The organism is Paenibacillus timonensis (genome assembly GCF_022427145.1).
GTDB classification, from domain to species: Bacteria; Bacillota; Bacilli; order Paenibacillales; family Paenibacillaceae; genus Fontibacillus; species Fontibacillus timonensis.
The window spans coordinates 1-13,055 of record NZ_JAKSXN010000045.1; the positions used below are offsets into that span (position 1 = coordinate 1).

The 13,055-nt window shown below is 55.0% G+C and carries 14 protein-coding genes; 6 read left to right on the forward strand and 8 right to left on the reverse strand.

The features are described from left to right. Positions 1 to 32: 32 nt before the first annotated feature. The 7 genes from MJ257_RS17210 to MJ257_RS17240 all read right to left on the reverse strand — a co-directional run bounded on the left by MJ257_RS17210 (position 33) and on the right by MJ257_RS17240 (position 6,945). Positions 33 to 788: an SIMPL domain-containing protein gene (locus MJ257_RS17210; protein ID WP_240270395.1), complete on the reverse strand. Its 756-nt coding sequence runs from the start codon at positions 786 to 788 to the stop codon at positions 33 to 35. A gap of 153 nt (positions 789 to 941) precedes the next feature. Then, positions 942 to 1,211: an HPr family phosphocarrier protein gene (locus MJ257_RS17215; protein WP_009224994.1), complete on the reverse strand. Its 270-nt coding sequence runs from the start codon at positions 1,209 to 1,211 to the stop codon at positions 942 to 944. Positions 1,212 to 1,320: 109 nt separating this feature from the next. After that, complete coding sequence (gene whiA / locus MJ257_RS17220) at positions 1,321 to 2,250, reverse strand: DNA-binding protein WhiA (protein WP_240270431.1); 930 nt, start codon at positions 2,248 to 2,250, stop codon at positions 1,321 to 1,323. 5 nt (positions 2,251 to 2,255) lie between these two features. Then, complete coding sequence (mgfK, locus tag MJ257_RS17225) at positions 2,256 to 3,245, reverse strand: gluconeogenesis morphogenetic factor MgfK (RefSeq protein ID WP_504928358.1); 990 nt, start codon at positions 3,243 to 3,245, stop codon at positions 2,256 to 2,258. 81 nt (positions 3,246 to 3,326) lie between these two features. Continuing rightward, on the reverse strand, positions 3,327 to 4,217 hold the full coding sequence (gene rapZ / locus MJ257_RS17230) for an RNase adapter RapZ (RefSeq protein WP_193417279.1): 891 nt from the start codon (positions 4,215 to 4,217) through the stop codon (positions 3,327 to 3,329). A 142-nt stretch (positions 4,218 to 4,359) separates the two neighbouring features. Beyond that, positions 4,360 to 5,310 (reverse strand): ROK family glucokinase, encoded by a 951-nt coding sequence (locus MJ257_RS17235; protein WP_240270396.1) that lies wholly within the window; start codon positions 5,308 to 5,310, stop codon positions 4,360 to 4,362. 369 nt (positions 5,311 to 5,679) lie between these two features. Continuing rightward, on the reverse strand, positions 5,680 to 6,945 hold the full coding sequence (locus tag MJ257_RS17240) for a DUF438 domain-containing protein (protein ID WP_240270397.1): 1,266 nt from the start codon (positions 6,943 to 6,945) through the stop codon (positions 5,680 to 5,682). Positions 6,946 to 7,141: 196 nt separating this feature from the next. Here MJ257_RS17240 and MJ257_RS17245 point away from each other — a divergent pair, with 196 nt between their 5' ends. From MJ257_RS17245 to MJ257_RS17270, 6 genes are all read left to right on the forward strand, one after another. Continuing rightward, positions 7,142 to 7,822: a response regulator transcription factor gene (locus MJ257_RS17245; protein WP_240270398.1), complete on the forward strand. Its 681-nt coding sequence runs from the start codon at positions 7,142 to 7,144 to the stop codon at positions 7,820 to 7,822. Continuing rightward, positions 7,819 to 9,216 carry a sensor histidine kinase gene (locus MJ257_RS17250; RefSeq protein ID WP_240270399.1) on the forward strand — a complete coding sequence of 466 codons (1,398 nt, stop codon included), beginning with the start codon at positions 7,819 to 7,821 and terminating at the stop codon, positions 9,214 to 9,216. The genes MJ257_RS17245 and MJ257_RS17250 overlap by 4 nt, the downstream gene beginning before the upstream one ends. 87 nt (positions 9,217 to 9,303) lie before the next feature. After that, positions 9,304 to 9,594 carry a hypothetical protein gene (locus tag MJ257_RS17255; protein ID WP_240270400.1) on the forward strand — a complete coding sequence of 97 codons (291 nt, stop codon included), beginning with the start codon at positions 9,304 to 9,306 and terminating at the stop codon, positions 9,592 to 9,594. Positions 9,595 to 9,715: 121 nt separating this feature from the next. Beyond that, positions 9,716 to 10,630 carry an ABC transporter ATP-binding protein gene (locus MJ257_RS17260; protein WP_240270401.1) on the forward strand — a complete coding sequence of 305 codons (915 nt, stop codon included), beginning with the start codon at positions 9,716 to 9,718 and terminating at the stop codon, positions 10,628 to 10,630. Then, positions 10,627 to 11,343 carry an ABC transporter permease gene (locus MJ257_RS17265; protein ID WP_240270402.1) on the forward strand — a complete coding sequence of 239 codons (717 nt, stop codon included), beginning with the start codon at positions 10,627 to 10,629 and terminating at the stop codon, positions 11,341 to 11,343. The genes MJ257_RS17260 and MJ257_RS17265 overlap by 4 nt, the downstream gene beginning before the upstream one ends. 1 nt (position 11,344) lies before the next feature. Further along, positions 11,345 to 12,085 carry an ABC transporter permease gene (locus MJ257_RS17270; RefSeq protein ID WP_240270403.1) on the forward strand — a complete coding sequence of 247 codons (741 nt, stop codon included), beginning with the start codon at positions 11,345 to 11,347 and terminating at the stop codon, positions 12,083 to 12,085. A 114-nt stretch (positions 12,086 to 12,199) separates the two neighbouring features. Here MJ257_RS17270 and MJ257_RS17275 read toward each other — a convergent pair whose 3' ends face one another. Further along, complete coding sequence (locus MJ257_RS17275; protein WP_240270404.1) at positions 12,200 to 13,054, reverse strand: carbohydrate ABC transporter permease; 855 nt, start codon at positions 13,052 to 13,054, stop codon at positions 12,200 to 12,202. Position 13,055: the final 1 nt, after the last annotated feature.

Consider the following 13,055-nt stretch of genomic DNA (forward strand, 5'->3'; position numbering starts at 1 on the left):
AACACCCGGAGGCCGCTTCATTTGCATATAGGTTATTTCAGCTCATACATCACGGTCAACGTCGTTTGCAGGTCGATTTCGCCCGGTTCCACCGGCGTGCTCGCTGCGGAATCGGCCGATGCCAGTTCCATCATCTTATAGTTCTGCGAGTATACCGGCGTGCCGGCGCTCGCTTGGCTGATGCTCAGCACGATGCCCACTTGGCGGTTCGCCGCTTTCGCGATCGACGCCGCTTTCTTGTTCGCGTCATTCATCGCTTTTTGAATCACTTGATCCTGGTATTGATCCGGATTTTCCGTGCTGAAGCGGATATTGTCGATCCGGTTGGCTCCCGCCGCGGATGCCGCGTCGAGCAGCTGCCCGACCTTCGCCAAGTCGCGGTAGGTCACCTCCAACGAATGCTGGGCGGAATACCCTTTGATTTGTTGGCCTTCCTTATCGCTATACGTATAATTCGGCTGTACGTAGAATTGGCCGGTTTGGATATCCTTATCGGCAATCTTCCACGTCTCCTTCAGCAGCTTGGTCAGCGCGGCCACTTTGGTCGCATTGGCGCTTTGCGCTTCCTTCGCCGTCTTGGCTTCCGTTACCACGCCGATCGACAGATACGCCACGTCCGGCTTCACGGACAACTCGCCGTTGCCCACCACCGTCACCACGTTCTTCTGCATCTCGCCATCCGCATAGACCGGCGTCGGCGCGTTAAGGGCACCGCTTACAAACGTTCCTCCAGCAATCAATGTTCCTGCAACCAGCAGCGATGCCGCAGGCTTTAACCATGTTTTCATGTGCATGACCTCCAATATTTTTTTGATAGGCATTGGTAATTTACCCTTCTAACGCAAACGGCGGACAAATGTTGCAGCTCACGCAAAAAAAGGATGATTCCGTAGAAAAATCCACGGAAACATCCCCTTGTTCCGAAAGGCAAAAACCAGCGTTTACTGGTTCTCCAGCTCCTCTTTGCTGACCAAATTGATTAAAGCGTTTGCAGCCTGCTCGGCATCCGCACCCTCCGCGCTGATGTAAATCTCGGTGCCGGTACTGATCGCGAGGCTCATAATCCCCATAATGCTCTTGGCATTGACTTTTTTATCGTCTTTTTCAACGAAGATTTCAGAAGAATATTTATTCGCTTCCTGAACGAAAAGCGCAGCCGGCCGGGCATGCAGCCCCGTTTTCAAACGAACGGTAACCGGGTGTTTAACCATGAAAACTTACCCCCTATACGAATTCAATCCATTTCGTCACATTCGTAGACATTATAATTTCTATCATTATAGCATACGGAGTGCGAAAGACACTAGCAGCAAAACCAGTTTAGCTCCCGCGAATTTTTTCGGCGAGCTCGTCGATCTTGCGCAGCCGGTGGTTCACCCCCGATTTGCTGACCGTTCCTTTCAACAGCTCGCCCACTTCTTTGAGGTTCATATCGGGGTGGGCCAAGCGGACCTCGGCGACCTCCCGCAGCTTCTCCGGCAAATTCTCCAGACCCACTTCCTTTTGCAACAGCTTGATGTTGTCGATCTGCCGAACGGCGGCGCCGATCGTTTTGTTCAAGTTGGCCGTCTCGCAGTTCACGATGCGATTCACGGAATTCCGCATGTCGCGCATGATCCGCACGTCCTCGAACTTGAACAACGCCTGATGCGCGCCGATGATGCTGAGGAGCTCGATGATTTTTTCGCCTTCCTTGATGTAGAAAATAAACCCTTTCTTCCGCTCGATGCAGCGTGCGTTCAGATGAAACTCATTCGCCAAATCGACCAGCGCCTTACAGTGCTCTTCGTACATCGAGGCGATCTCCAGGTGGTAAGACGAACCCTCCGGATTGTTGACCGAACCGCCGGCCATGAACGCCCCGCGCAGATAAGCCCGCTTACAACAGTTTTTCCGGGTAAGCTCCGGATTAATCCCCGGGTTAAAAATAAACCCTTCGGAGACGATTTTCAGCTCCTTCAGAATCTCCTCGACCCGGGCCGGAATGCGAACGATGTAGACGTTGTTTTTCTTGAGGCGCATCTTTTTGCGGACCAGCAGCTCCGTGTGAATTTGAAAATGCTTCTTCAGCAAGGAATAGATCCGCCTTGCGATCGCGGCGTTTTCGGTGGAGATATCCAAAACGATCTTTTTGTTCGAAACCTGCACGGATCCGTTCATCCGGATCAATGCGGATAATTCGGCCTGCTCGCAGCAGTCCGAGGCTTCGACCATAGTCAGCTCTTTTTTGGTTTGCGCCGCAAAGGACAAGGGACTCACCTCTTTCGTAAAATCCAGTTATCAACCAGTTGGTAAATATGATGGCTTAATTTGTCGGCGTCATGCCGCAAGTATCTGCGGAACAACACCAGCGTATCGGCAATGACCTTGTACCCTTGGCCGGTCACGTTATCCCAGTCGACCTGGACGGGCTTAGCACCTTTCTCCGCGTAAAAATCCTGAACCTGCGGCGGAATTTCGCCGTCATTGACGATGACGTAGTCAAACAGATGCTTGCCGACATGGTTATACACCGCCTGCAAGTGGTCGCTGACCGTATAATCGTCCGTTTCGCCCGGTTGGGTCATGACGTTGCATATGAATATTTTGATCGCGGAGGTGTTTTCCAATACGGCCTCAGCCAACTTCGGCACGAGCAGATTCGGAATGATGCTGGTATACAAGCTGCCCGGTCCGATCAGAATCGCGTCGGCCTCCCGGATCGCCTCCACGGCCTCCGGCAACGGCTCGACCTCTTCCGGTTCAAGGAAGATACGCTTGATCTTGCCCCGTACTTCGGGAATCTTGGATTCCCCGGTCACAATCGTGCCGTCTTCCATCTCCGCATGCAGCACCACCGCCTGACCGGCAGCAGGCAGCACGCGTCCGCGAACGGCAAAGACGCGGCTAAGCTCGCGCACGGCCGTCACGAAATCGCCGGAAATGTCGGTAATCGCCGCTAATATCAAATTGCCCAAGCTATGGCCGGCCAGCCCCGAACCCGAGGCAAACCGGTAATTCAGCATATCCGACAGCAGCGGTTCGACGTCGGCCAGCGCGGTTAATACGTTTCTTATATCGCCGGGTGGCGGCATTTGCAATTCGTTGCGCAAAATCCCGGAGCTGCCCCCATCGTCGGCTACAGTTACGATAGCCGTGATATCGAGCGGTTTCTCTTTCAACCCGCGAAGCATGACGGACAATCCGGTGCCCCCGCCCATCACGACGATCCGCGGAACTCTAGTCTCCTTAGCCCGATGTATCACTTGGTTCACCTCTTAATGAGGGTTCAAAAGGAGATCGGAGCTTCCTCTTGAATCGCCTCTATACTTGCAGGGAAGCTTGGTTTACCGATCCCGGCCCTCGTCGCGATGACTCACGCGAACCGTTTCCGTCTCGCTGACGCCGAGCATCCGGCCCAGGTATTCGGCAATCGCGACCGAACGGTGTTTGCCGCCGGTGCAGCCGATCCCGATGATCACCTGGCTTTTCCCCTCTTTATGGTACTGCGGCAGCAGGAAATGCAGCATATCCAGCAGTTTGGCCAGGAAGGTTTGGGTCTCCGGCCACTTCATAACATATTCATATACATCGCTGTCTTGTCCCGTGTGCGGACGAAGCTGCTCGATGTAGTGCGGGTTCGGCAAAAAGCGTACGTCGAACACCAGATCGGCGTCGATCGGGATGCCGTATTTAAATCCGAACGAAGTAATGTTCACCGATAAATTGCTGCTCTCCAGATGCGAGAAGCGGGAAATGATCTTCTCCTTAAGCTGAGCCGGCTTCATGTTGCTGGTATCGATCACTTGGGTCGCCGACATCCGCAATTCGTCCAGCATTTTTCGCTCCAGCCGGATGCCGTCCAGCGGCATCCCTTCCGGGGCCAGCGGGTGACGCCGGCGGCTTTCCTTATAACGCTGCACGAGGATCGAATCGGTAGCATCGAGGAACAGGATTTCGCACTTGATGGTGAAATGCTCCTTAATAAAGCTCAGCGATTCCGACAGCGCCGTGAAGAACTCCCGGCCACGCAGATCGATGACGAGCGCAACCTTGGCGATTTTCCCTTTGGACTGCTCAATCAATTCGGCGAATTTGGGAATCAGCACCGGGGGCAAATTATCCACGCAAAAAAATCCGAGATCCTCCAGACTGCGTACGGCCAGCGATTTACCTGCCCCCGACATGCCCGTGATAATGATCAGATTGGCGACCGAACCTGTTTCCTTCTCCGGCATCGTTGTTCCCTCCTCGCAAAATTCTCCGTGTCCCATGTCAAATTTTCACACCATCTAATTTGTAAAATAGTTAAGTTGCCATTGGCCGGCCCATTCTGAGCGTAACGGACCGTAATGGCGACTTTTTGAACTACCTTTATAGTTAGGAGCGGAGGAAGAGGCCGGCGGCGCCAACCATCCCCGCATCGTTCCCCAGCGTAGCCGGCACGATTTGCATGCCTCTTTGCACCGGTTCCGGCGTCAATTTGGCGAATACGCTGCGGACCTCGTTAAACAGAATGTCGCCTGCCTTGGATACGCCGCCGCCGACGATGAACAGTTCCGGGTTCAGAACGACCGCCACGGCCGCCATCGATTTGCCCAGATAAAACGCCGCGCGGTTCACGATACGAATCGCCGCTTCGTCGCCGGCTTTAGCCGCGTCAAAGACGTCCTTGGCCATGATGTTCTCCACATGGGCCAGCGACGTCCGGTCGCCGCGCGCCACGGCGTCCTTGGCCATACGGATGATTCCCGTCGCCGAGGAGACAGTTTCCAGGCAGCCCATTTGTCCGCAGCCGCAACCGATCGCTTCCAGGTCAGGTACCACGGACATATGCCCGAGCTCGCCGGCCATTCCGGAGAAACCTTGATAAATTTTGCCGTTAATGATGATCCCGCCGCCAACGCCGGTGCCCAGCGTGTAGCATACGCAGTTCTCGATCCCTTTGCCGGCTCCGCCCCAGGCTTCGCCCAGTGCCGCGACATTCGCATCGTTGTCTATTTTGATCGGCTTGCCCAGTCGCTTCTCCAAAATCTCGCGAATCGGGAAATCCTTCAAACCTACATTCGGCGCCAAAATAATGATCCCTTCGCGGACATTCGTAAACCCGGCCACGCCGGCGCCTACCCCTGCCACCTGCTCCCAGGCGAACGGCGATTCCTCCACGACGCGCCGGACGTACTTCTCGATGTTCGCGACGATCGTATCCGCGCCCTTATCGACTTCGGTCGGGCCTTCATACGTATGAAGAAGTTGACCTTCTTCATTGCAAATGCCGACTTTGACTGCCGTACCGCCCAAGTCAACGCCAATGTAGATTTTATCAGACATGTTCACAAGCCACCTTTTTCTTAAATAATAGATTTACGTGTCCATACGTGCAAAAAGGCCATTCTCGATCCATCACCGCGCTGTCCGCGCCATGACTGAAAACGCCTTCGCAAGTAGTTTTCTCCTACGTACCAACTATAAGCGAACCCTTCGGTTCGGTCAAGAGAAGGGAAGAAACGGCAATCCCAATGGCGATAAGGGATTTTGCGTAAATGATGTAGATCATAGACAGGGTTCGCCGACCCGTCATTCCACGATTTTCCTTATGCGCGCCAGCTCATATCGCCTATGAAAAAAACCGGCATTCGCGATGCGAACGCCGGTGCAAGCGGATGAAGCGAAACCAACCCTGATATTGGCCAAAAATTCCTAGGACAAAATCCGTTTCTGCCCTTCCAGCTCGCGGATCGGGGCGATGTTCTGCGTGAACTCGAGCGTTCCCAAATAACGGCCATCCTCGCCGCGGACGGCGAAATAGCGGATATACACGAATTTGTCTTTCACCGGAATCCAGAAATCCTCGGCGTCCTTCCGACCCGCTTTGAAATCCTCCAGCAGTTGATTGACGACATGGACGCTTTGCGGCGGGTGGCAATTTTGAACGGTGCGGCCGATGACCGCCTTCGTCCGGGCAAATATCCGTTCCTTCCCGTGGGAAAAATATCTAACTACGTCGTTCTCGTCGATAAACGTCAAGTCAACCGGGAGATGGTTCATCACCGCTTCCAGCTGCTCCATCGAGAGAACACCGGTCTCGAATTTGACGAAGCCCTGCGGGACCCCCGTCCCCTCCTGCGCGGCCCCTTCCGCCTCTTCGTCCGAAAGCGGCAGGGGCACACGCTCCGGAACCCATTCGCGCTCCGGTGCGGCCAAGCAAAAGCCGATTTGATCGCTTTCCCTGGCAATGCTCACCCATTCGTCTTCCGTTAGCTTTTCGAGGGCTATCGGTAATAAAATATGTTCTTCCTTAAAGATCATTTCGTTAACTTCCTTCACAATCCGTTCGAGGTCCATAAGGATCGTTTCCCGGTCCGCGCTGCCGCTCGCCAGCTTGCCCTTTGTCTCCTTGATCATCATGCGGATGCCGTCATCGATGCCCCACATCACTTTGGTCGGGCCGTAGATGCCATACTTCTCCAGATAGGGGAACAGCAGGTTTTCTTTGCGGCTGTAGTGCTTGTCGAGGTCCATGAGCAGGCTTAAATCCTCCAGCAGCTTAAACACCAGCTCTTCGCTAGCTTCTTTCCGGTACTTGTCGAGATGCAGCTGCAGCTTGAAGTTGACCAACCGTTCGATCTCGCGATTCTCCAGCTTGAAGGTGTGAACCGGGTGGCCCGGCTGCTCCTCCGGCTTGGACGAGCGGTGGATTTCCTCAATCGAGCCCTTGAAAATCGCCGTATGCACCGAGCATAACCGCTGTACCTCCTCGACCGGGATGCCTTCTTCCTCCATCAACGCATGCTCCATCGCGGAAATTTCCGTGACCGTCACGTCGCCAACGGCCGCTTCGAACCGCGCCTTCACTTCATCCACGCTTTTCCCCTGATGCAGCTCCTTGATGATCTCTTTCAATAACTGCTGGCGGCGGCCTTGTTCCGGTGCGTCAAATTCCCGGTTATTGATCAGTTCGCTCATCGCCCTACCCCTCCTTATAAAATCACCCTACGGTTCGATCCGGCAACTTTCGTTGATAACCATTCTCAAGAACAAGGTATCATAGGAAAAATCGCGGACTTGTGATTGCAATCACAAATAATACGGGCGAATCGTGATTCCTCCCGTTTCTTTTTTCTCCGTCTTTTGCCAAAATAGAAGCAGGAGGAATGCCATCATGCCTATAACGAATTTGCTATATATTGAAGACGATCCCGAAATCGGAGAATGGGTCAGTTCCAACCTGCAAGAGCGGGGATATGCCGTCACTTGGTTGAAGAGCGGGGAGCAAGCCGTGGAGAGAGCCGTCGATTGCCAGCTCGTGATCCTTGATGTGATGCTTCCGGGACTGGACGGCTTCACCATCGGGGGGCGGTTAAAACAGCAGTACCCCGAGCTCCCGGTGTTGATGCTGTCGGCCCGAACCTCGATCGACGACAAGCTGCAGGGGCTCAAATTCGCCGACGACTATTTGACGAAGCCGTTCCATCCGGACGAGCTGGCGGCCCGAATCGAGGTGCTGCTGCGCCGCAGCGGGGGATCCGGCGACCCCGAGCCGCTACGTCTTAAACATTTGCTTGTATATGAAAAAGAAAACCGTATCATCGACCAGAACACCGGCGAGGAAATCGTGTTGACCGGCAAGCAATTTCATATTTTTGCCTATCTGCTACGCCATTTGGGGCAAATCTTGACCAAGGAGCAAATCTACGAAGCGGTATGGAACGAACCTTACCTGGACGGAGACAAAACCTTGATGGTCCATATCCGCCACCTGCGCGAGAAGCTGGAACGCGACCCGGCGAACCCCGAAGTCATTGAGACGATTCGCGGCATCGGTTATCGGGTGAGAGCATGAGATTCCGTCCGGTTCGCAGGTTCCGCAAATCGCTGCTCACGAGATACGTGTTGATCTTGGTGATTGCCTTTGTTTTCATCCCCGTCCTTATTCCGGTTAGCTTATTCGCGTCTTGGGGCGTCAATCTGCTGATGAACCCGGAGCATCTGTGGCAATCCAAGCGCCCTTACGGGACTGGCTTCGACATTGAGACCACGTGGCACCAGGCCGCCGCCGGGCTGAAAGGAGCTTCATCCGAAGCCATCGACGGGAAACTTAAGGAGCTGAAGAAGCGATATCCCGACGCCGCGCTGTATTGGGTCGACACGGCCGGCCAAACCCGTTTGCAACTGCCGGAACAGGGAACGGTGCCGAAGCAGTGGTCCCTGGAGGACACTATCGCCTTCATGAAGCAACGCGTAGACGCCGACCCTTTTACGGTCGTCGCTTTCATCGGCGGAGACGAGCAGGCAAAGCAAGGCTTCATGGTGCTGGAGCTCCCGCGTAAATTCATGGTGATCCAAGACGAAGACCGGCAAAGCGACAGCCGCTTTTACGGCGTGTTTTTAGCGATTCTGCTTGGTGCGTTCGTGCTGCTGTCTTACCTGTTCTTCAGCGATATCCGCAAACGGCTGCTGCGCTTGGAGGCCGGCATGACCCGTCCCGGCTCCGACGGGCTGCCTTCTCCCATCCCGGAAGGACGGCCGGACGAAATCGGACGATTGGAGCAAGCCTTTAACCATATGGTGTTTGAACTAAAAGACAGCCGCCAACGAGAACGCGAGGAAGAAGAGCTGCGCAAAAGCCTCATCAGTCACCTGTCGCATGACCTGCGTACGCCGTTGACCGTCCTGGGCAGCCACTTGTATTCGCTCCGTCAGGAACCCTTAACGGATCAAGGCCGGCAATCGCTAACCTTAATGGAGACCAAAATCAGCGACTTGTCCGGCCTGATGGACCATCTGTTATCGTACAACCTGCTCTCCAGCGGGCGCTATGCCATGTCTCCGGAGCGGCTGGACGTGCTGCGGCTGGTGCGGGAAAGTGCAGCCGCCTGGTATCCCGTCTGGGAGAAGGCCGGGATCACGGCCGATATCGAGCTGCCGGAGCAGCCGCTCTATTGGAATATCGACGCCCAAGGCTTCCGCCGCGTGCTAGATAACCTGTTCCAGAACCTGATAAGGCACGCCGGGTCCGGACAGTACGCAGGAATTGCGGTAGAGCCCCGAGGCGGCGTCCCGGCCCTCGTCATCAGCGACCGCGGTCCTGGGATGCAGGCCGTTTCCGCCGCCGGAGGGGCTGGGCTCGGCCTGCAGATTGTCGACCTCCTTCTGCGGGAAATGGGACTTACCCGGGATACGGTATCCACGGATGCGGGAACGAAGGTGTACATTTTCCCCGTGGAGCAGCCGTAATCGAATGGAGAACGCTCGATTGAGCGAAAAGGAGAGCAATGGAAGATGATAGCGTCGATTTTTTCGGTTTTACTCTTAGTCGTTGTTTTGGGCGGAAGCATTGCGGCGGTCGCCTACAATATGAAAGACAAATCAAAGCAGGGAAGCCGCGGGGGTCGTCCATCCACCTCAAGAAGGAGTAGTTATTCCAGCCATAGTTCATCGTCTAGCTACTATTATTCGGATACCTATCCTGAAGAGCTGAACCAGGAACTGCAGGACGAAGAGGAATACGATGAGGATTACGATGAGGATTACGATGAGGGTTCCGATGATGGCGATGACGGCGGGAGCGACTCCGGGGACTCGGGAAGCTCCAGCGACAGCAGCAGTGACTAAATTGGCGAGGGACTGTCCACAGTCCCTTTTTTCAATCCCCCCAAAATTAAACGAATCTTAAACTTCCCCTGTCTATGTCTTTAAACTCCGGACGATATGATCATCTCCGAGGTGATAAATCGTGAGTGAAATGATCATTCAAACGGAAGGCTTAACGAAAAAATACCGCGGCCGCGCCGCCGTAGACCATTTGAACTTGGAGATTGCCAAAGGGGATATCTACGGTTTCCTCGGACCCAACGGCGCCGGAAAAACGACGACGATCCGCATGCTGCTCGGCCTAATCCAGCCGACTTCGGGTTCGATCCGCATCTTCGGCCGCGAGCTGCAGCGAGACAAGCTGGCGATCCTGCGCCGCATCGGCTCGCTGGTCGAATCCCCGTCTTATTACGGGCATTTGAGCGCCATCGATAACCTGGAGGCCATCCGCCGCATTTTGCAGGTGCCGAAGTCGCGCATCGACGAGGTTCTGGACATCGTCTCGCTGACCAGCGAAGCGCGCCGGCCGGTGAAGGGCTTCTCCCTCGGGATGAAGCAACGCCTTGGCATTGCCGCATCGCTGCTCGGCAATCCCGAGCTGCTCATTCTGGACGAGCCGACCAACGGTCTGGACCCGTCCGGCATCCACGAGATCCGCGAGTTGATCAAGAGCATGCCGCAGCAGTACGGCATCACCGTGTTGGTCTCCAGCCATCTGCTCGGCGAAATGGAGTTGATGGCCCGCAAAGTAGGCATCATCCGCGAAGGCCGGATGGTATTCCAGGATACGATCGACAATCTGCGGCTAAGATCGGCGCACGACATGGAGCTCGTCGTATCGGAGCCGGACGAAGCGCTTTGGATTGCCCGCGATCTGGGCGCAAGCGGCAAGCTGCAAAGCGGCGTCCTCTCGTTCCCGGGCATGGCCGACGCCCAGGTGGCCCACCTGGTCAAACGGCTGGTGGAAAACGGGCATGCCGTTTACCGCGTCGAGCAGAAAAAGAAATCGCTGGAAGACATCTTCATGCAGGTGATCGGGGAGGGGGCAGCGGTATGATGTTGCGCTCCCTTTCATCCGACTTCCTGAAGATTCGGCGCAAAGGCATCTGGTTCTTGATCTTTCTCGCTCCGATCGGGCTGATCGCCATGCAGGCGCTCAATTACGGGCTCCGCTTCGATTGGATGATGAAGCAGCACGCCCAGGATCCATGGGGCGGTCTGCTGGAGAACATTTCGTTCTTCGTGCCGATCGCCTTGTATCTGGGGTGCACGCTGATCAGCTCGCTGGTCGCGGGCGTCGAGCACCAAGTCAGCTCTTTGAAGCAGCTGCTGGCTCTGCCGATCTCCCGAACCGCGGTGTTCAGCGCCAAGTTCCTGCTGTGCTTCCTGTTGTTATGCGTATCGTGCGTGTTGTTATCGACCGCCACAGTGATCCTGGGGGTATCCTTCGGCTTCAAGGCCGCCTCGCTCCCTTATCCGGATTTGGTGCGCCTGGGATTTTATCCGCTGTTTGCTGTGCTGCCGTTGCTGGCCTTACAGCTATGGCTGTCAATGGCCTATCGCAACCAAGCGCTTTCAGTTTCCCTAGGACTAACCATCTCGATCGTTTCGCCGTTTACGATGAATCTCTCGGAGTGGTTTCCGCTGAACTGGCCGATGTTCGGGCTCTTCGGACCGCACCGCGAATGGTTCGTGGCGGCGGGCCTTGCTGTCGGCGCGGTCATCTTGCTGGTCGGGCTGATTCATTTCAACCGAAAGGACGTGGACTAAGATGAGAACCTTCCTGAACGTCCTGGCCGCCGAACGCCTGAAAATGGCAAGATCCCGCGTGTGGCTCGTCTTGTTGGCGAGTCCGGCCTTGTCCGCCTTAGTCGGCGTCTTGGTCGATCTTCCGGACGGCGTAGATGCGGGAGCCTGGCCGCTCTTGATCAGCGGCATGTCGATGTTGCATGGGCTATTGTTCCTGCCGATTATGTCCGGCTTGTTCCCGTCGTTCCTATGCCGCTACGAGCACACCGGCGGTGGCTGGAAGCAGCTATTGGTGCTGCCCGTCTCGCGCAGCGCGGTATATCTGGCCAAGTTTACCGTCGTCATCGGACTGCTGGCCATCTCCCAGTTGCTGTTCCTGGCCGCCCTGCTGCTCGTGGCCCTGGTCCAGGGCATCTCTGGTCCATTGCCTTGGGGAATGATCGCCACAAGCCTCATTGGAGGCCTGATCGCCTGCTTGCCGCTGGTCGCCTTACAGCTCGGCGTCTCGCTGGTTTGGTCCAGCTTTGCCGCTCCGCTTGCGGTCAACGTCTCGCTGACGATTCCGAACCTGCTGATCATCAATTCGGCCAAAATCGGCCCATACTACCCATGGGCCCAGCCGCTCTTGGCCATGATGCCGCGCGGCCAGGCGGATTACGGCGCCTTTAATTTGCCGTACGAGAGCCTGTTCATTACTGTCCTCGGCAGCTTCCTGTTGTTCCTGGCAGCCGGCATGCTGTACTTCCGCCGCAAGGCGGTCTAGGAACACACCACTACAAAAGGCCTGTAGATTAGCCGGATGAGCTCTCGCTCGTCTCAGCCAATCTACAGGCCTCTATTTATAGGGGGGGTTATTATGAAATGCTAAAACGCCAGGTTATTCTTTGACGCCACCTAAAGCGACGCCCGCAATAATGTATCGGGACAACAGGAAGTACACAATGAACAATGGCAACGCCGTCAAGGCTAGCCCCATATAGATGGAGCCATACTCCGTTTTATAAATATCACCGCGAAGTAAGCTGACCATAATCGGCATCGTATACTTTGTCTTATCCGTCAACAAAATGAGCGGCATAAACAGGTTGTTCCAGTTCGCAACGAAGGCAAAAATCGCTTGCGTTGCAATCGCCGGCATCATCAATGGCAGAATGATTCGGTTAAACGTTTTGAATTCCCCGGAACCGTCTACGCGTGCGGCCTCGACAATCTCCAGCGACAACGTAGCTAGCAAGTATTGACGCATGAAGAATACCACAGCCGGTGCTGCAATCGCTGGCAAAATCAGCGGAAGGAAGTTATTGGTCCAATGTAATTTATACATGAACTGATAAAAACCGATGGAGCTGGCTTGAGCTGGGATCAACATCACGCACATGATAAAGGTAAAGAACGGTTGACGCAATTTCCAGTTATATGCCACCAGGCCATAAGCCGTCAGAGACGAGAAGTACACCGTCAAGATGGTTGCCGAACCTGCAATCGTAAAAGAGTTCAAAAACCCTTGAATCGGGTCGAAGCTCTTGTCCAGAAGCACACGCAAGTTGCTCATCATATGGGTTGAAGGAAGCAACGAGAGGCCGCTCTGGATTTCAGGTGTGGAACGCGTGGCGTTCACAAACATGATCCAGAAAGGAAGAATGCTGAGTAGGGCCAGCAACACACACACGATATAAATAATCGTCCGGTTCACTCTTAGAGCGACGACACTGCCCTCTTTAATTTTTTCCACG